The 18,043-nt window shown below is 71.5% G+C and carries 15 protein-coding genes; 7 read left to right on the plus strand and 8 right to left on the minus strand.

From position 1 onward, the window contains the following. Nucleotides 1-43: 43 nt before the first annotated feature. A complete protein-coding gene (locus OG562_RS18990) occupies nucleotides 44-1,498 on the minus strand; it encodes an MFS transporter (RefSeq protein ID WP_266399288.1) in 1,455 nt (484 codons plus the stop codon). A 25-nt stretch (nucleotides 1,499-1,523) separates the two neighbouring features. Next, nucleotides 1,524-1,961 (minus strand): MarR family winged helix-turn-helix transcriptional regulator, encoded by a 438-nt coding sequence (locus OG562_RS18995; protein ID WP_266399291.1) that lies wholly within the window; start codon nucleotides 1,959-1,961, stop codon nucleotides 1,524-1,526. Between the two features lie 151 nt (nucleotides 1,962-2,112). Between OG562_RS18995 and OG562_RS19000 the strand changes: the two genes are divergently transcribed. Then, the gene (locus tag OG562_RS19000) at nucleotides 2,113-2,295 is read left to right on the plus strand and encodes a ribbon-helix-helix protein, CopG family (RefSeq protein WP_266399294.1); all 183 of its coding nucleotides are present in this window, start codon (nucleotides 2,113-2,115) and stop codon (nucleotides 2,293-2,295) included. Between the two features lie 25 nt (nucleotides 2,296-2,320). Here the strand turns inward: OG562_RS19000 and OG562_RS19005 are convergent, their stop codons facing one another. Next, complete coding sequence (locus OG562_RS19005) at nucleotides 2,321-3,772, minus strand: NCS2 family permease (RefSeq protein WP_266399297.1); 1,452 nt, start codon at nucleotides 3,770-3,772, stop codon at nucleotides 2,321-2,323. A gap of 111 nt (nucleotides 3,773-3,883) precedes the next feature. Between OG562_RS19005 and OG562_RS19010 the strand changes: the two genes are divergently transcribed. Together OG562_RS19010 and OG562_RS19015 are read left to right on the plus strand one after the other, a co-directional pair. Then, a complete protein-coding gene (locus OG562_RS19010; protein WP_266399300.1) occupies nucleotides 3,884-4,183 on the plus strand; it encodes a DUF2530 domain-containing protein in 300 nt (99 codons plus the stop codon). 113 nt (nucleotides 4,184-4,296) lie between these two features. Beyond that, on the plus strand, nucleotides 4,297-6,663 hold the full coding sequence (locus OG562_RS19015; RefSeq protein ID WP_266399302.1) for a cation-translocating P-type ATPase: 2,367 nt from the start codon (nucleotides 4,297-4,299) through the stop codon (nucleotides 6,661-6,663). Nucleotides 6,664-6,685: 22 nt separating this feature from the next. Here the strand turns inward: OG562_RS19015 and OG562_RS19020 are convergent, their stop codons facing one another. The 4 genes from OG562_RS19020 to OG562_RS19035 form a co-directional block, all read right to left on the minus strand. Next, nucleotides 6,686-7,483, minus strand: coding sequence for a hypothetical protein (locus OG562_RS19020; protein WP_266399304.1), 798 nt, complete (start codon nucleotides 7,481-7,483; stop codon nucleotides 6,686-6,688). 167 nt (nucleotides 7,484-7,650) lie between these two features. Continuing rightward, nucleotides 7,651-8,580: a hypothetical protein gene (locus tag OG562_RS19025; protein WP_266399307.1), complete on the minus strand. Its 930-nt coding sequence runs from the start codon at nucleotides 8,578-8,580 to the stop codon at nucleotides 7,651-7,653. Nucleotides 8,581-8,776: 196 nt separating this feature from the next. Further along, a complete protein-coding gene (locus OG562_RS19030) occupies nucleotides 8,777-11,956 on the minus strand; it encodes a sacsin N-terminal ATP-binding-like domain-containing protein (RefSeq protein WP_266399309.1) in 3,180 nt (1,059 codons plus the stop codon). A 345-nt stretch (nucleotides 11,957-12,301) separates the two neighbouring features. Then, entirely contained in the window at nucleotides 12,302-13,270 is a 969-nt protein-coding gene (locus OG562_RS19035) for a DUF3027 domain-containing protein (protein ID WP_266399311.1), read from the minus strand. 336 nt (nucleotides 13,271-13,606) lie between these two features. Here OG562_RS19035 and OG562_RS19040 point away from each other — a divergent pair, with 336 nt between their 5' ends. The 4 genes from OG562_RS19040 to OG562_RS19055 all read left to right on the plus strand — a co-directional run bounded on the left by OG562_RS19040 (nucleotide 13,607) and on the right by OG562_RS19055 (nucleotide 17,410). Beyond that, a complete protein-coding gene (locus OG562_RS19040; RefSeq protein ID WP_266399314.1) occupies nucleotides 13,607-15,049 on the plus strand; it encodes an MFS transporter in 1,443 nt (480 codons plus the stop codon). A gap of 141 nt (nucleotides 15,050-15,190) precedes the next feature. Then, nucleotides 15,191-15,703 carry a DUF2771 domain-containing protein gene (locus tag OG562_RS19045; protein WP_266399316.1) on the plus strand — a complete coding sequence of 171 codons (513 nt, stop codon included), beginning with the start codon at nucleotides 15,191-15,193 and terminating at the stop codon, nucleotides 15,701-15,703. After that, entirely contained in the window at nucleotides 15,703-16,473 is a 771-nt protein-coding gene (locus tag OG562_RS19050; RefSeq protein ID WP_266409385.1) for a futalosine hydrolase, read from the plus strand. Before OG562_RS19045 ends, OG562_RS19050 begins: the two co-directional genes overlap by 1 nt. After that, nucleotides 16,460-17,410, plus strand: a complete 951-nt coding sequence (locus OG562_RS19055) for a 1,4-dihydroxy-6-naphthoate synthase (RefSeq protein WP_266399319.1) — start codon at nucleotides 16,460-16,462, stop codon at nucleotides 17,408-17,410. The genes OG562_RS19050 and OG562_RS19055 overlap by 14 nt, the downstream gene beginning before the upstream one ends. A gap of 171 nt (nucleotides 17,411-17,581) precedes the next feature. On the opposite strand, the gene OG562_RS46025 is transcribed toward OG562_RS19055, so the two are convergent. After that, complete coding sequence (locus OG562_RS46025) at nucleotides 17,582-17,965, minus strand: cold-shock protein (RefSeq protein ID WP_323187532.1); 384 nt, start codon at nucleotides 17,963-17,965, stop codon at nucleotides 17,582-17,584. Between the last annotated feature and the right edge of the window lie 78 nt (nucleotides 17,966-18,043).

The raw sequence follows: 18,043 nt of genomic DNA on the forward strand, positions 1-18,043 counted from the left end.
GCTCGCCCGGCCGACCCGGGGGCGGCCCCCGGGTCGGCCTGCGTCAGGCCGCGGGGGCCAGTTCGTGCTCGCCGGGCTCGTTCTCCCGGGGCTTGCGGGGGATGAAGCGCACGCGGGGGTGGCCGTGGCTCCAGGCGAACGACAGGCGCAGGTCGCCGACGCGGGCCAGGACCAAGCCGACGGTGAGGGCCGCGCCCGCGGCGATCGCGCCGCCCACCGCGAGGCCGGCCCGGACGCCGTACGCGTCCGTGATCCAGCCCGCGATCGGCGCGCCCACCGGCGAGCCGCCCAGGAAGACCATCATGTACAGGGCCATGACGCGGCCGCGCATCGCCGGGTCGGTGCCCATCTGGATGCTGGTGTTGGCGGTGACGTTGATCGTCATGCCGAACATGCCGATCGGAACCATGAGCAGGGCGAACAGCCAGAGGGAGGGGGCCGACGCGGCGACGATCTCCACCGCGCCGAAGGCTGCCGCCGCCGCGATCATCACCCGCATCCGGGCCGTGCCGCGCCGGGCGGCGAGCAGCGCGCCGGCCAGCGAGCCGACCGCCATCAGGGTGTTGAAGAGGCTGTAGGAGCCGGCGCCCGCGTGGAAGACGTCGTCGGCGAAGGCGGAGAGATAGACGGGGAAGTTGAAGCCGAAGGTGCCGATGAACCCGACGAGGACGATCGTCCAGATCAGATCCGGCCGGCCGGCGACGTAGTGGAGCCCCTCCCGCAGCTGGCCCTTGCCGCGCGGGGCGCGCTCGACGACGTACAGCTCGCGGGCGCGCATCAGCAGCAGGCCGGCGATGGGGGCGACGAAGGACAGGCCGTTGAAGAGGAACGCCCAGCCGGTGCCCACGCCGGTGATCATCAGGCCGGCGACGGCGGGGCCGACCAGGCGGGCGGACTGGAAGTTCGCGGAGTTGAGGCTGACCGCGTTCTGGAGCTGGTCCGGGCCGACCATCTCGGAGACGAAGGACTGGCGGGCCGGGTTGTCGACGACGGTCGCGAGACCGACGGCGAAGGCGGCGACATAGACGTGCCAGATCTCGACGTGCCCGGAGAGGGTGAGCGCGGCGAGCGCGATGCCGGTGAGGGCCATCGACAGCTGGGTGACGAGCAGCGTGGGGCGCTTGGGCAGGCGGTCGACGAGGACGCCGCCGTAGAGGCCGAAGAGCAGCATCGGCAGGAACTGCAGGGCCGTCGTGACGCCGACGGCGGTCGCGGAGCCGGTGAGGCTGAGGACCAGCCAGTCCTGGGCGATGCGCTGCATCCAGGTGCCGATGTTGGAGACGACCTGGCCGAGGAAGAACAGGCGGTAGTTCCTGACCTTCAAGGAGCTGAACATCGAGGACTTCGAGGGGTTCGAAGGCTTCGAGAGCTTCGGGGACTTCGCTGGCTTCGGGGACTTCGAGGACTTCGAGGACTTGCCGGGGTCCCCAGGAGAGTCTGGGGAGGTGTCGTGGGTGGCCGGTGCGGGGGCGGAGTCTGCTCCGGGTCCCGTACTCAAAAGGGTTCGCCTCCTCGTGAACTGCCTACAGGTGTGCGAGCTTCTCCAGCACGGGGGCGGCGGCGCGCAGTTTCGCCCACTCGTCCTCGTCGAGGCCGTCGACCAGGGTGGCCAGGAAGGCGTTCCGCTTGGCGCGGCTCTCCGCGAGCATGGCCTCGGCCTGCTCGGTCTTCGTGACGACCTTCTGGCGCCGGTCCTCGGGGTGCGGCTCCAGCCGGACCAGGCCCTTGGCCTCCAGCAGCGCCACGATGCGGGTCATCGAGGGCGGCTGCACATGTTCCTTGCGGGCGAGCTCGCCCGGGGTGGCGCTGCCGCACAGGGACAGGGTGCCGAGCACCGACATCTCGGTGGGGCTCAGCGACTCGTCGACCCGTTGGTGCTTGAGTCGACGGGACAACCGCATCACGCCTGATCGCAGGGAGTTCACGGCGGCAGCATCGTCGCCATGGGTTAGGTCCGACATCTCTTTAGCGTAACTCATTACTCTCGCTAAACAAGCGGGGACGCGCCGAGATTCCCGCGAGTCCGGCCACGGAAACCCCATCATCACTCGAACGAGTGAGTCGGCAGCGGAAAGTGACCGCACTGCGGTACAGGCCCGCGACCCTCGTCTCATGGGGACCAGCGTGCTCAGCCTGCGGATAGACGGGGAGCTGCTCGACCGGCTCCGGGACCATGCGGCCAAAAGGGGGATGAGCGTCCAGGACTATGTCGTCCAGACGCTCATCCGCGACGACTTCGACGAGCGGTTCCAGACCGCCGTCGAGGAGACGGAGAAGTTCTACGGGCTCACCTGAGCCGCGGTATGACGGGACGCTCGGCTCAGGTGAGGCCGAGGGCCGGCATCAGGTAGTAGAACGTGAACACGGCGGAGACCACGTACATCGGCACGGGGACCTCCCGGCCGCGGCCCGCCGCCAGCCGCAGCACGACGAAGACGATGAAGCCCATGCCGATGCCGTTGGTGATCGAGTAGGTGAACGGCATCATCACCATGGTGATGAACGCCGGTACGGCGATGGTGGGGTCGGCCCAGTCGATCTCCTTGACCGAGCCGGCCAGGATCAGGAAGCCCACCGCGAGCAGGGCCGGGGTGGCCGCCTGGGACGGAACCATCGTGGCGACGGGCGTGAGGAACAGCGCCACGGTGAAGAGGCCGCCCGTGACCAGGTTCGCGAAGCCGGTGCGGGCGCCCTCGCCGACGCCGGCCGTGGACTCCACGAAGGCGGTGGTGGCCGAGGAGGAGCTGGCGCCGCCCGCGGCGACGGCGAGGCCGTCGACGAAGAGGACCTTGTTGATGCCGGGCATCTGGCCCTGCGCGTCGGTCAGCTTGGCCTCGTCGCTGACGCCCATGATCGTGCCCATCGCGTCGAAGAAGCACGACAGCAGCACGGTGAAGACGAAGAGCACGCCGGTCAGCACGCCGACCTTGCCGAAGCCGCCGAACAGGCTGACCTGGCCGATGAGGCCGAAGTCGGGCGTGGCGACGGGGTTGCCGGGCCATTCGGGGGTGGTGAGACCCCAGGAGGGGATCGTCGCGACCGCGTCGACGATCAGCGCCAGGAAGGTCATGGCGACGATCGAGATCAGGATCGCGCCGGGCACCTTGCGGACGATGAGGGCCAGCGTCAGCAGGGCGCCCAGGATGAAGACGAGCACCGGCCAGCCGGTGAGGTGACCGTCGCCGCCGAGCTGGAGCGGCACGGTGGTGTGCGCGGCGTCCGGGATACGGCTGACGAAGCCGGAGTCGACGAGCCCGATCAGCATGATGAACAGGCCGATGCCGATGCTGATCGCCTTGCGCAGGCCGAAGGGGACCGCGTTCATGACGCGCTCGCGCAGACCGGTGGCGACCAGCAGCATGACCACGAGACCGGCCAGCACCACCATGCCCATGGCGTCCGGCCAGGACATCCTGGGGGCGAGCTGGAGCGCGACCACCGAGTTCACGCCGAGGCCGGCGGCCAGCGCGATCGGCACGTTGCCGATGACACCCATGAGCAGGGTGGTGAAGGCCGCCGTCACACAGGTGGCGGTGACCAGCTGACCGTTGTCCAGCTGATGCCCGTACATGTCCTTCGCGCTGCCGAGGATGATCGGGTTCAGCACGATGATGTACGCCATCGCGAAGAAGGTGGCGAAACCGCCGCGGACCTCCCGGGGCAGCGTGCTGCCGCGCTCGGAGATCTTGAAATAACGGTCGAGAGCGCCCTGAGCAGGCGCGTTCCCCGGCTGTTCGGGGGCGGGGACCTTGGCGGTGGCCGAGGTGGACATGGATTTTCCTACGAGCAGAAGTGGACAGACGCAAACCGTTTCAGTATGAACATATAAGAACCAGGATCGCTATCTCCGCGCGTAGATGTGACCGCCTCGTAAGCTGTCCCCATGGCCGCGTTTTTCTCGGGACCCCTCAAGCACGAGGCGCCGGAGCCCCTGGAGGGCCCGGTCGTCGCCACGATCACCGGCGGCACGATCCTCTGGTTCGTCCTCTTCCTCGTCCAGCTCCCCTTCTACGGCTGGTTCGACGACCGCGGCCAGGCCTGGTGGGTGTGGACCTGCCTGGCCGGGGCGGGCCTCGGCCTGATCGGCATCTGGTACGTCCGCAAGCGGGACGCCGCGCTCAAGAGGGCGGCGGCCGAGTCACAGGCACAGGCGCAGGCGCAGGAGACGGACGCGACCGAATAGCGCGGCTCGGGTACAACCGGCGTACGATCCGGCGTTCCTTCCCCTCATCCCCTGGTCGGATCTTCGCCGCTTCCGACGGGTGTGCGCGCAAAACCGCACGTACCGTCGATTCCATGACCCATACCGACGCGCCCGCATCCGCACCGGCGGCGACCGGCCTCAGCGCCGCCGAGGTCGCGGACCGCGTCGCGCGCGGTCAGGTGAACGACGTGCCCGTCCGCAGCAGCCGTTCCGTCGGCGAGATCGTCCGGGCGAACGTCTTCACCCGGTTCAACGCGATCATCGGCGTCCTGTGGCTGGTCATGCTGTTCGTCGCGCCGATCCAGGACAGCCTCTTCGGCTTCGTGATCCTCGCCAACACCGGCATCGGCATCATCCAGGAGTGGCGGGCCAAGCAGACCCTGGACTCCCTCGCGGTGGTCGGCGAGGCCCGTCCCACGGTCCGCCGCGACGGCGTCGCCGTGGAGGTCGGCACCTCCGACCTGGTGCTCGGCGACCTGATCGAGATCGGGCCCGGCGACAAGGTCGTCGTGGACGGCGCCTGCGTGGAGGCGGACGGGCTGGAGATCGACGAGTCGCTGCTCACCGGCGAGGCCGACCCCGTCGTCAAGCGGCCCGGCGACCCGGTCATGTCCGGGAGCTTCGTGGTCGCCGGCGGCGGCGCCTTCGAGGCGACCAAGGTCGGCCGCGAGGCCTACGCCGTCCAGCTCGCCGAGGAGGCCTCCCGCTTCACCCTCGTCCACTCCGAGCTGCGCTCCGGCATCTCCACGATCCTGAAGTACGTGACGTGGATGATGGTCCCGGCCGCGATCGGCCTGGTCATCACCCAGTTCGTCGTCAAGGACAACGACGTCAAGGACTCGATCGCCCGCACCGTCGGCGGCATCGTCCCCATGGTCCCCGAGGGCCTCGTCCTCCTCACCTCGGTGGCCTTCGCGATCGGCGTGATCCGGCTCGGCCGGAAACAGTGCCTGGTGCAGGAGCTGCCGGCCATCGAGGGCCTCGCCCGCGTCGACACCGTCTGCCTGGACAAGACCGGCACCCTCACCGAGGGCGGCATGGACGTCACCGAACTGCGCCTGCTCGACGACGGCGACGAGACGTACGTACGACGGGTGCTCGGGGCGCTCGGGGAGTCCGATCCGCGGCCGAACGACTCCCTCCAGGCGATCATCGCCGCCTATCCCGACGCCGAGGACTGGCGCTGCACCGAGTCCCTGCCCTTCTCCTCCGCCCGCAAGTACAGCGGCGCCAGCTTCAGCGAGGGCAACGGGGAGAGCAGTACGTGGCTGCTGGGGGCGCCGGACGTGCTGCTGGGCGACGGCGACCCCGCCCTCGCCGAGACCGGGCGGCTCAACGAGCAGGGGCTGCGGGTGCTGCTGCTGGCCCGGGCCGCCGGCGACCTGGACCGCGCCGACGTCTCCCGGGGCGCCCGGCCCACCGCCCTCGTCGTCCTGGAGCAGCGGCTGCGGCCCGACGCCGCCGACACCCTGCGCTACTTCGCCGAGCAGGACGTCCGCGCCAAGGTCATCTCCGGGGACAACGCGGTGTCGGTGGGGGCGGTGGCCGCCAAGCTCGGCCTGGACGGCCGTACGGTGGACGCGCGCCGGCTGCCCGCCGACCGAGAGGGGATGGCGCGGGCGCTCGACGACGGCACGGTGTTCGGCCGGGTCACCCCGCAGCAGAAGCGGGACATGGTCGGCGCGCTGCAGTCCCGGGGGCACACGGTCGCGATGACCGGCGACGGCGTCAACGACGTGCTGGCTCTGAAGGACGCGGACATCGGCGTGGCCATGGGGTCGGGTTCCGAAGCCACCCGGGCGGTCGCGCAGATCGTGCTGCTGAACAACAGCTTCGCGACCCTGCCGTCGGTGGTCGCGGAGGGCCGGCGGGTCATCGGCAACATCACGCGGGTGGCGACGCTCTTCCTGGTGAAGACGGTCTACTCGGTGCTGCTGGCCCTGCTGGTGGTGTGCTGGCAGGTCGAATACCCCTTCCTGCCGCGCCACTTGACGCTCCTGTCCACCCTCACCATCGGCATCCCGGCCTTCTTCCTCGCCCTCGCCCCCAACACGGAACGGGCCCGGCCCCACTTCGTGCGGCGGGTGATGCGGTACTCGATCCCGGGTGGGGTCGTCGCGGGCGTCGCGACCTTCCTGACGTATCTGATCGCCCGTCACTCCTACACGGGCGAGGGCTCGTTGGACGCCGAGACCAGCGCGGCGACGCTCACGCTGTTCCTGATCTCGATGTGGGTGCTGGCGATCGTCGCCCGGCCGTACACCTGGTGGCGGGTGGTGCTGGTGGCCTCGATGGGCGTGGCGTTCCTGCTGGTCCTCGCGGTGCCGTCGCTGCAGGAGTTCTTCGCGCTGAAGCTGGTGGGGATGACGATGCCGTGGATCGCCGTCGGCATCTCGGTGGTGGCGGCGGCCGCCCTGGAACTGCTTTGGAAGTGGGTCGACCGCCGCTTTCCCGACTAGCGGGGGTACTGCTTGCTTCGTGTTACTGCACGTCGACGAAGTCCGCCGCGGAGGTGACCGCCGGGGTGGTCGTGGTGCCGGCGAAGACGTAGCGGAAGGAGCCGTCCGCGGACGCCGTGACCGTGGTCTTGAGGGCGCCGGTGGAGTTGGTCTTGATGGTCTTCACCGTGGTGTAGGCGGTGGCGCCCTTCTTCTTGAACTGGAGCTTCACCGGCTGGGCGGCGTATCCGGCGTACTTGTTGGTGTCCCAGTTGGCGCGGGTCAGCTTGCCCGCGACGGTGATGGTCTTGCCCTTCTTCACCGGCTCGGGGGCGGCGTCGGTGGTGAGCTTGGCGAGGCGCTGGACCTTGCTGGTCCCGAAGCCGGTCTGCGTGGTGATCCCGCCGTTGCTGCCCACGGCGAGGGCGCCCAGCTTCCATGTGCCCGCGAAGGCGTTGGTCAGGTCCTCGGTGTCGTCGGAGGAGGCCGGGCGGAACTCGACCTTGGCCGTGCAGTTCAGGACCGTCGAGGAGACCGTCGTGCACGTGCCGGGGTTGTCGCCGCCGAAGGAGTCACCGTCCAGGTCGATCGTGCTGCCGCGGTAGAAGACCGGGCCGCTCGCGAAGGAGCTCGCGCTCAGGCTCGCGGGCTTGGTCACCGTGTAGGTCGCGCTGACGGTGACCTTGGCCGTGGTGCCGACCACGATGTTCTTGCCCGCGTTGACCTTGACCTTGGAGAAGGTGACGGCGGGGCCGGCCGGGGCGGCCTGCGCGGCCGGGACGGCGAGGGCTGAAAGTGCCACGGCGCCGGTGACGGCGGCCACGATGGCGGCTATGCGCATGTGCGTTCCCCAGATGGAGAGAGGTGATCTCGGAGTCTGTTGACTCGTTGAGTGAGATCCGTGACGGATGGTGCGAGTTGTACGGCGAGAGGTAAGGGGTTGGAAAGAGAAACGAGCGGCCGCCCAGGGTGGCTCCCTGGGCGGCCGCTGACGTTTCCGGCGTACTACTACTTCACGTCGACGTAGTCACCCGCGGTGGTGACCGCCGGGGTGGTCGAGGTGCCCGCGAAGCTGTAGCGGAAGTAGCCGTCCGCCGACGCCTTGACCGTGGTCTTGAGGGCGCCGGTGGAGTTGGTCTTGATGGTCTTCACCGTGGTGTAGGCGGTGGCGCCCTTCTTGCGGAACTGGAGCTTCACCGGCTGGACGGTGTAGCCGTGGTACTTGCCGTCGTCCCAGTTGGCGCGGGTCAGCTTGCCGGTGACGGTGATGGTCTTGCCCTTCTTCACCGGCTCCGGGGCGGCGTTGACCGTCAGCTTGGAGTAGCGCTGGAGCTTGGTGCCCGCCAGGGCGTACTGCTCGGCGTAGCCGACCTTGCTGAGGTCGATGTTCTCGTCGAGCGGGTCCTGGTCGTTCCAGTCGATGACGTACCCGGCCGCCTTCCAGCCGGTGGCGTCGGCGTTGGTCAGCTCCTCGCCCGGGTAGATGTCGATGGTGCCCTTGCAGTTGGCGACCGTCGTCGAGGCGGCGGTGCAGACCGGCCAGTCGTCGCCGAAGAGGATGTTGCCGTCCTCGGAGGCGTAGTCGCCGCGGTAGAGCTCGACGTCGATCCAGACGTCTTCCGCCGAGAGGTCGATGTCGGCGGCGTGCGTGACCTTGTAGGTCACCGGGACGGTGACCTTGTTGGTGGTGCCGACGACGATCGGCTTGCCGTTGTTGACCTTCACGGCGGAGAAGGTGGCGTCCAGCGGGTAAGGGGTGCCGGTGGTGGTACCGGTGAAGGTGGTGTTGCCGGAAGCGGCCTGACGCGCGGCCTGCACGGCGGCGCGGGCGTCGGTCGGGCTGACCGATCCGGCGTCGGCGGCCTGTGCGGCCGGCACGGCGAGGGCGGAGAGAGCCAGGGCGCCGGTGACGGCGGCCACGGTGGCACGGATGCGCATGCAATCCCCCGGTAAATAAAGGATCCCGAATGCCCGAGTTGCCCTGCGGCTCGTCATCGGACAGGGTCCAAGTGATCGTGGAGCCTGTTGGCTCATGAAGTCAGATCCGTGACGCGTGTGAATGGTTGTACGAGGCGAAGAACATTTTCTTTCGTTCAGGCTCGTTTTCTTTCGTCGCGCTCGTTTTTCCTCGATCTCAGTCGAACCAGCGGTCCCGCGCCAGCTCCGCCGTCCGCGAGGGATCCTCCAGCAGGGCCGCGACCTCGAAGCGGCGGGGCCACTGCCCGGCCGCCCACGCCAGGCCGGCGGCGACGCCCTCCAGGGTCGAGGCGTGCAGGACGGCGTCGTCGGTCAGCCGCCAGTCGATCTCGACGCCGTCGACGACGAGTTCGTCGTGCTCGACGTACGACGTGGGAGTCCGCGGGCCGAGCAGCACCCGCACCGGCTCCGGTACGTCGTGTTCGGAGCCCTCGGAGTCGACCGAGCCGGTGACGGACTCGCTGAGGCGCCGGACCTGGAACAGCTCGGCCAGCTCGGCCGCGCGCGCGGGCCGTACGGGGAGCAGCGGGACGCCCTCCGTGAAGGGCAGCAGGTCGGGGGAGTCGACGACGACCGCGTCGGCCGCGTCCACCACCTCCACCCGGCCGTCGACCACGGCCCGCACCTCGTCCGGCAGGGTGACCTGCTCCGGGTCCAGTTCGGCCAACGCGCTGTAGAGGCCGTGGAGTTGGGCGGGGGAGACGGGGCGGTCCGGGTCGGCCAGGCGGTCCAGGAGCTCCGCCGCGCCGCCGGGCTCGTCGAGGAGCGCGGACACGGACGTCCGTACGCCCAGGGCGCGCAGCACCTGTTCGTCGTCGAAGCCGGTCGCGTCGGCCTCGTCGTAGAGGCCGTGCAGGAGGGGGTCGCCGCCGGCCGCGAGCAGACCGGCCGGGCGGCGGCCGTCGAGGACGGGGTTCCCGCGCAGCCACCAGGCGGTGTAGGGCCGTACGACCTCGTGGGTGCCGTCGGGCAGGAGGATGCGGACGGGCTGGGTGAGGGCGTCGCGCAGGGGCGGCTGGGCGAGCAGGGCGAGGGCCTGCGGCCAGCGGTCGTCGTCGACGAGGTCGAGGTCGCGGACGGCGACCAGCTCGGTGGCGACCGGCGGGACGGGGCTGTCCGGGAAGCGGTCGAGGATGTCCTCGCACCACACGTCCACGGCGTCCAGCAGACCCGCGTCGTCGGGCTCGGCGAAGTCGCCTTCCCTGGGCTCCAGTTCGTCCGGGTCGAGGACGACGTCGGTGGCGCGCACGAGCGCGAAGCTCGCGAGCACACCACAGGCGGCGAGCGGCTTTTCGCCCCACTTGTCCGCCAACTCGGCGTCCACGAACGCGAGTTCGTCCTCGCGGATGACGGAGGCGAACGGGCTGCCGGGGAGGACGAGTTCACCGGCGGGGACCAGTTCGCCGTCCTCGTCGGGCAGCGCGAGCGCGCCGAGCCAGGGCTCGTCGCCGGGCTCCAGGCCCGCGTCGCGGACGAGGGCGAGGACGGTGTCGGCGAGTTCCTCGGCGTCGGGCGTGTCCTGGTCGTCCCAGGCCCCGCCGTCGTCGTCCAGGGACGCGGCGACCGCGGCCCGCACCTGCGGGGTGGTCAGCACCGCGCGGGGCGTGGCGGGCAGCGCGCCGAGCTTCTCCAGGAGGGGGTGCGCGGCGTCCGGGTGGGCGACCTTGAGGCCGAGGCGGGCGAGGACGTCGGCGTCGACGCTCGTCGCGTCCGCGGTGTCCGCCGGGTCCCCCAGGGGCAGGAGCACCTGGCGGGGCCCGATGGTCGTACGGCCGTCGGCCAGTGGCACGGGCAGTCCGGAGAGCCGGTCGGGGTCGACGCCGGCGAGGCTGTCGTAGAGCCGCCGCCACCAGTCCGGGTCCTTCTCCAGACCGGCCAGCCGGTCGATCGCGTCGGCGAGCGGGACCCGGGCGACGCCCAGGGTGCGCAGCTCGACGCGCCGTTCCAGCCCGGCGGGCAGCAGGGTCGGCAGCACCTCGGCGAGCACCCGTACGGTGTCGGCGCCGGCGCCCTCGACGACCTCGGCGTCGCGGGGGCGCAGGGCCTCGGGAAGCTCGACCTCGTCCTCGTCCTGGGGGCCCTTGGGCTCGACGGCGGGCGGGAGGAAGGCGGTGCGCGGCAGCCGTTCGAGGAGGGCCTGGCGCAGCGCCCCGTCCAGCTCGCCCTTGCCCAGCGGTCCGGGCACGAGGTCGATGATCTCGGCGGTCACCGGCCGCCAGTCGGCGAGCAGTCGGGCGTACGCGTCCGCCGCGCGCTGCACCAGATGGTCGGTCAGCGGGCCGGGGGCGGCGTGCCGGCGGGTGGTGTCGAGGGGGAAGGAGGCGATGAGCAGGGCGGGGACGCCCAAGGGCTCGTCGCTGGGGGTGGGGGCGTGCACGACGGGGGTGGTGCGGGGCCGGACGGGGCCGCCGTCGGCGTCGACCGGCACGGCCCAGGTGACCGACCAGTGCGGCCGCAGCCGCTCCTCGACCGGCCGGTCGGCCAGCAGTTCGGCGTCGAGCGTCCCGTGTGCGGCGACGGTGCGCCAGCGGGTCGTCCCCCGGTCGGAGTCCGCGACGACGGTGAGGTCGCCGTCGGCGGCCCGGCGCAGGGTGCGGGGCTCCTGGTCGCCGATCTCGACGACGACCTCCTCCAGCCCGGGCAGGGCGAGCAGGAGGGCGTCGTCGACGGCGCCGAGGAGCCGCTCCGCGAGGTCGGCGGCGGCCGGGTCGCGCAGGGGCAGGATGACGGCCGTGTCGTAGGGGTCCGGGGCGGTGCCCTGGGCGGCGAACGGGAGCCGGAGCAGGGGCACGTGACCGTCGCGCCGGCGGACCTCGTCGCCGAGGCCGGGGCTGTGCCGGGCGGTGGCGGAGGCCAGCTCGCGGGCCTCGGCGAGGTCCCAGCGGACACCGCCGTGCCGGCCGACGACGGCGGGCTCGTCGGTGACGGCGAGCACGGCGGCGAACCCGACGCCGAACCGCCCGACGGCCGAGTGGGCGGCCTCCTGCCGGGGCGCGTGCTGGGGCTCGCGCTTGGCGGAGGCGCGGAGGGTGGCGAGGGACTCGACGCCGGCCGCGTCCAGCGGCGCGCCGGTGTTCGCGGCGACGAGGACGCCGTCGCGCAGGGTGAGCCGCAGCCGGCCCGCCACCCCCGCCCGGGCGGCCGCGTCGGCGGCGTTCTGCGCGAGCTCGACGACGAGGCGGTCCCGGTACCCGCCGAGGACGAGGTCCTCCTCGGCGTTGGCGTCCTCCCGGAAACGGGCGGGACTCGTGGCCCAGGCGTCCAGCACTCCGCGACGCAGGCGGGCCGTGCCGAAGGGGTCCGCGCCCTCGGGCGCCGGCCGCACGAACTTGCTCACGTTCACTCTCCATCATCGGCGTGAGGACGAAGGTACCGCCCGCCGGAGGCCGGTCCGCCCCCAGCACGGGCGAGAGACGTGAGAGCTGAGCCGAAGCCCTGAGTCACGATCTGATAACAATGCCTGGGAGGGCTCGGAATCCGGAGGCCTGGGAGCAGGAGAGCCGGAATCCGACGGCCCTCGATCAGCGGCCCTGAATCAGGAGATCCGAAATCGGGGGTCCGGAATCAGAGGGTCCGAAATCGAGGGGCCCGGCATCAGAGGGTCCGAAATCTGGAGGTCCGGAGCCAGGGGTCCGGAATCTGGACGTCCGGAATCTGGACGTCCGGAACCAGGGTTCCGGGATCAGGAGTGCCCCAGCTCCGCCGATTCCTCGTCCGCCGCCGTCGCCGCGGGCACCGAGCCCGAGTCCGGGGCGGGCCGCAGGGGGAACGGGTCCACCCGGGTCTCGTCGATGACCGGTTCCGCCGGGCGGGGCGGTGTCGGCATGACCGCCGCCTCCGAGTGGCCTCCACAGCCGTACGCCAACGACACCACGCGGCCGTCCGCCGGGGAGAACTCGTTGGCGCAGATGCCGAAGGCCTGGCCGAGGGAGCCGCCGACACGGGCCAGGAAACCGCAGCTCACACAGGATGCGGGGGCCGCCTGGGCCATGGGGGTCTTCGGGCCGAAGGAGTCCTCCCAGCGGTCGGCGGCGGTGTGCAGTCCGTAGCGGGACAGGACGCGGGCGCGGCGCAGGCCCAGCTCCTCGGCGACCGCGGCGATCGTGCCCCGGCGGGGGGTGGTGGACAGGGCGGCCGGCGGGGTCGCCGTGACCTCCGCGTCCTCGACGTCCGCCAGCTCGGCCATCTCCTCGGAGAGGGGCGAGTTCGGCGTGGGCTCGTCGGCGTCGGTGTAGCCCGGCTGGAGGCGCGGATCGTCCTCGCCGGTGTAGCCGGGCTCCAGACGCAGGTCCTCCGCGTCGGTGGGGAGCAGGTCGCCGGGGCCCATGTCGCCCGGGCGCAGGCGCTCGCTCCACGGCACCCACTCGGGGGCCAGGACCGCGTCCGGGCCCGGCAGCAGGACCACCTCGTCGAGCGTGACGACCTTCGCGCGGGAGGCCCGGGCCACGGTCGCCGCCCAGCGCCAGCCGCGGTAGCCCAGCTCCCTGCACTCGAAGTAGTGCGTGACCACGCGGTCGCCCTCGGACAGCACGCCTACGTGCTCGCCGATCACGCCGGGCGCGGCGGCCTCCTGTGCTGCGGCACGGGCGAGGTCGACGGCCTCGGCGCACAGGCGGTCGGGGGTGCGGCTTCGCGTGGTCGCTGCGCTCACAGGTATCGCTTCTCTCCTACGCCGTCTCTCGGGTGCGCCGGCCTGAAGGCGGCGGGTGCGGACGGAGCGGACCTGGGGACCGCGTCGACGTCCGCGCCCGATCGCGCTCGGGCGCACCTGCTGTCATCCATTCTGCGGGATGGCCGGGAGGCGCGCGGCCGAGAACGATCGCCACGGCGCGCTACGCACGCTACCTGTTCGAGAACGCTCGGCCTACACCGACGGCCCGTTTCCCCTCGCTGATCCGCTTCAAGTCGTCCCCGAGGTCTCCGGAACCACACCGCCATCCGCGCGGTAACCGCACTACACACATCATTCTCGGGGCACTATGACGGAGTGGCAGCCGCGCAGACACCCCAGGGCGCCACCGGGATCGGTGGGGCCAAGGGGAGCAGAGGGAGCAAGAGGGGGACGACGGGAAGCGGTTCGGGCCGGGCAGCCGGGGCCCTCCGCTCGGTCGGCCGCGCCCTGCACCTCCCGTTCACCGGCACCGCCCGCGGTATCCGCAAGGCCACTCACGCGCACGGCGCCGGCGAGTCCGGCCTCGGCAAACTGATCGAGCTGCACGCCGTGAACGGCGCCGGCGATGTGATGATCACCATCGCGCTCGCCTCCACCGTGTTCTTCTCCGTGCCGACCGACGAGGCCCGCGGGCGCGTCGCCCTCTACCTCGCCATCACCATGGCGCCCTTCACCGTCCTGGCCCCCGTCATCGGACCGCTCCTGGACCGGCTGCCGCACGGCCGGCGCGCCGCGATGGCGGCCGCCATGCTCGCCCGGGCCCTGCTCGCCCTGGTGCTCTCCGGCGCGGTCGTCACCGGCGGCATCGAGCTGTACCCGGCCGCCCTCGGCGTGCTCGTCGCCTCGAAGGCGTACGGAGTCGTCAGAAGCGCCGTCGTGCCACGCCTGCTGCCGCCCCGGTTCTCCCTGGTCAGAGCCAATTCCCGGGTCACCCTCGGCGGACTGCTCGCCACCGGCGTCGCCGCGCCCGTCGGGGCGGGCCTCCAGGCACTCGGGCCGCGCTGGCCGCTCTACGGCGCGTTCGTGATCTTCGTCGCGGGTACGTTCCTGTCGTTCACGCTGCCCCGCAAGGTCGACTCCGCCAAGGGCGAGGCCGTGGCGCTGCTCGCCGCGGACGAGGAGCACCTGCACGGGCCGCACCGGCATCCCGTGAAGCGGCCCGGGCTGCGGACGGTCGGCATCGCCGTCACCCACGCCCTGGGCGCCAACGCGGCGCTGCGCTGGCTGTCCGGGTTTCTGACCTTCTTCCTGGCGTTCCTGCTGCGCGAGCATCCGCTGACCGGGCAGAGCGCGGCCGTCTCGCTGGGCATGGTCGCCGTCTCGGCGGGCGTGGGCAACGCGCTCGGCACGGCGGTGGGGTCCTGGCTGCGCTCCAAGGCGCCGGAGCTGATCATCGTGACGGTGATGGCGGTCGTGCTGGGCGCGACGCTCACCGCCGCCGTCTTCTTCGGCGCGTTCCTGGTGGCGTGCATGGCGGCGGTCGCCGGGTTCTCCCAGGCCCTCGCCAAGCTGTCCCTGGACGCGCTGATCCAGCGGGACGTGCCGGAACTGGTGCGCACGTCGGCGTTCGCCCGTTCGGAGACGATGCTCCAGGTGTGCTGGGTGTTCGGGGGCGCGGTCGGCATCGTGATGCCGCTGAACGGCACGCTGGGCCTGTCGGTGGCGGCCGCGGTCGTCGCCCTCGGCTGGGTGACCACCGCCCGCGGCCTGCTGTCCTCGGCCCGGCACGGGGGCTCGTCCCAGGCGAGGGTGAAGTGACCCCGCGGTGACCCCGCAGTGACCCCGCGCGCTTCCGCTTTCCGCGGGTTTCGGGGTGTTTCCGTGCCCGCGTGGCCTAACACACAGGCACGCCGCACCCCACGTAGGGAGACGGCTGGACGTGCCCGATAGCCTTCCGCCATGACCACGATGCCTCGCGGCGGAGCCGCTGATGTACACAGCGCTGTGCGACGTCGCCGCGCCGTCGCCGCCGCCGGCGCCGTTTCCGCCGGACTGCTCGTCCTGTCGGCCTGCGACAAGCCCACCCCGCTGTCCACGATCACCGTCGGCCGCTCGTCGGTCAGCTCGGAGGCCACCTGCGGCGGCGAGGACACGGCCCTCAACGCGGCGGCCCTGACGAAGTGCCTCAAGGACACGGACATCAAGTCCATCAGCGTCGACCCCGACGAGACCGTCCGTTTCGGCGTCGACCCCGACGTCGCGGACAAGCGCTGGACGATCCTGATGAACGGTCAGCCGCTCACCGAGGACAGCGACAAGACCTACCGCACGATCCCGGGCAGCGTGTTCTTCAACGCCCAGTACGGCGCCCAGGGCAACTCCACCCTCGTCACCATCAAGGCGGGCGACGGCAAGAAGGACAGCCAGACGGCGACCGGTCTGTGGTCGTTCAAGCTGAAGAAGGACGACTGATCACGTCCGACACGCGCGTCGACACGCATGCCACGCACGTCACGCGCATCCTCGTGGCCACCGCGGTCCCCGCCGAACGGGACGCGGTGGCACGGGCGTTCACGGCCCCGGACCCCGCCCACGAGGTGCGCCCGCCGGGCCTGCCCGCCGGTGTGACGCTGCACCGCCCCGACCCGGCGTTCGACGTCCTCGCCGCCGGGGTGGGCCCCGCGCTCGCCGCGGCGTCCGTCTCCGCCGCGCTCACCGCCGCCGCCCTCGAGGGCGCCCCGTACACCCTCGTGGTGTCCGCGGGCATCGCCGGCGGCTTCGCCCCGGACGCGCCCGTCGGCTCCCTCGTCGTCGCCGACGAGATCACCGCCGCCGACCTGGGCGCCGAGACCGCCGACGGCTTCCTGCCGGTCACCGAGCTGGGCTTCGGCGCCGTCACCCACCGTCCCCCCGAGTCCCTCGTACGGGAAGCGGCGGCCGTCACCGGAGCGCGCACCGGCGCCGTCCTGACCGTCTCCACGGTCACCGGCACCGCCGCCCGCGCCGCCGCCCTTCGCGCGCGCCATCCGCGTGCCCTGGCCGAGGCCATGGAGGGCTTCGGGGTCGCCGAGGCGGCCGCCCTGCACGGCACGCCCGTCCTGGAGCTGCGCGCGGTCTCCAACCCGGTGGGTCCGCGCGACCGCGCCGCCTGGCGCGTCGCCGACGCCCTGAAAGCCCTGGAAACCGGTTTCGGGAAGCTCGCGCCCGTCCTCAACCGTTGGAACCCGTATGACCACCAGTGACCAGACCACCGCTGACCAGACCACCGGCGTCCTGACCGCCGGCGTCCTGACCGCCGGCGAGCGACCGGAGCGGTCCGAGCAGCCGGAAGGGCCGCGGCAGCCGCTTCAGATCGCGTACTCCCCCTGCCCGAACGACACGTTCGTCTTCGACGCCCTCGCCCACGGCCGGGTGCCGGGCGCGCCCGCGCTCGACGTGACCTTCGCGGACATCGACGTCACCAACGGCATGGCCGAGCGCGGCGAGTTCGACGTGCTGAAGGTGTCGTACGCCGTGCTGCCGTACGTCCTCGACGCGTACGCGCTGCTGCCCTGCGGGGGCGCGCTGGGGCGGGGCTGCGGGCCGCTGGTGCTCACGCGGGAGGCGGGGGTCGACCTCACCGGCCGAACGGTCGCGGTGCCCAGCGAGAAGTCGACCGCCTACCTGCTGTTCCGGCTCTGGGCGGCGGACACCGTCCCCGGAGGCGTCGGCGAGGTCGTCGTCATGCCGTTCCACGAGATCATGCCGGCCGTACGGGACGGGAAGGTCGACGCGGGACTCGTCATCCACGAGGCCCGCTTCACGTACCAGAACTACGGCCTGCACAAGCTGGCCGACATGGGCGAGCACTGGGAGTCCACCACCGGCCTGCCCATCCCCCTCGGCGCGATCATCGCCAAGCGCTCCCTGGGCACGGACACGCTGACGCGGCTCGCCGACTCGATCCGCACCTCCGTACGGGCCGCCTGGGACGCCCCCGAGGTCTCCCGCCCGTACGTCATGGAACACGCCCAGGAAATGGACCCGACCGTCGCCGACCAGCACATCGGCCTGTACGTCAACGAGTTCACGGCCGAACTCGGCGAGGACGGCTACGCGGCGGTCCGGGGGTTGCTGACACGCGCGGCGGCCGAGGGGCTGGTGCCTGCGCTCGGGCCCGAGGCCCTGTCGTTTCCGTGAGCCGGTCGGTCATCGGAGCCGCCGGACGGAGTTCGGCGCAGCCGCCCGCAGCCCGCGAAGCGGTGCAAGGGCGGCGGAAAAGAGCGGACACGCGCGGCGGCCGAGGGGCTGGCGCCGCCCCTCGGCCGTGGTGCGCTCGACTTGCCTTCGTCTGAAGGGCTGCCTGAAGGGCTATACGTCCAACTGGTCCGCGACCGCGCGCAGTAGACCGGCGATCTTCTTGCCGGAATTCTTCTCGGGGTAGCGGCCCTTCTCGAGCATCGGGGTGATGTTCTCGAGGAGGGTCGTCAAGTCCTGGACGATGGAGGCGAGTTCGTCGGGCTTCTTGCGCTGGGCGGCCGCGACCGAGGGGGTCGGGTCGAGAATGACGACGGAGAGCGCCTGGTCGCCGCGCTGTCCGGCGACGACGCCGAACTCCACTCGCTGGCCCGGCTTCAGTGCCTCGACTCCGGCGGGGAGGACCGAGGAATGGACGAAGACGTCACCGCCGTCGTCGCGGGAGAGAAAGCCGAAGCCCTTCTCGGTGTTGAACCACTTGACCTTGCCGGTAGGCACGTCTGTCCTCGTCCTCGTACTCGTCGGAAAACTGCTTCGGAAACAACTCCAAAGCCGTTGTGGAACGGCTCTGGACAG

Origin of the sequence: Streptomyces sp. NBC_01275 (genome assembly GCF_026340655.1) — a bacterium.
In the GTDB taxonomy this organism is placed as follows: domain Bacteria; phylum Actinomycetota; class Actinomycetes; order Streptomycetales; family Streptomycetaceae; genus Streptomyces.

What these genes read in the sequence shown, in the direction of transcription:
- OG562_RS19015 (WP_266399302.1), top strand. Translation starts at nt 4,297, where the DNA reads ATGACCCATACCGACGCGCCCGCATCCGCACCGGCGGCGACCGGCCTC.
- OG562_RS19025 (WP_266399307.1), bottom strand. Translation starts at nt 8,580, where the DNA reads ATGCGCATCCGTGCCACCGTGGCCGCCGTCACCGGCGCCCTGGCTCTC.
- OG562_RS19000 (WP_266399294.1), top strand. Translation starts at nt 2,113, where the DNA reads ATGGGGACCAGCGTGCTCAGCCTGCGGATAGACGGGGAGCTGCTCGAC.
- OG562_RS19010 (WP_266399300.1), top strand. Translation starts at nt 3,884, where the DNA reads ATGGCCGCGTTTTTCTCGGGACCCCTCAAGCACGAGGCGCCGGAGCCC.
- OG562_RS19020 (WP_266399304.1), bottom strand. Translation starts at nt 7,483, where the DNA reads ATGCGCATAGCCGCCATCGTGGCCGCCGTCACCGGCGCCGTGGCACTT.
- OG562_RS18995 (WP_266399291.1), bottom strand. Translation starts at nt 1,961, where the DNA reads ATGTCGGACCTAACCCATGGCGACGATGCTGCCGCCGTGAACTCCCTG.
- OG562_RS19055 (WP_266399319.1), top strand. Translation starts at nt 16,460, where the DNA reads ATGACCACCAGTGACCAGACCACCGCTGACCAGACCACCGGCGTCCTG.
- OG562_RS19005 (WP_266399297.1), bottom strand. Translation starts at nt 3,772, where the DNA reads ATGTCCACCTCGGCCACCGCCAAGGTCCCCGCCCCCGAACAGCCGGGG.
- OG562_RS19045 (WP_266399316.1), top strand. Translation starts at nt 15,191, where the DNA reads ATGACCACGATGCCTCGCGGCGGAGCCGCTGATGTACACAGCGCTGTG.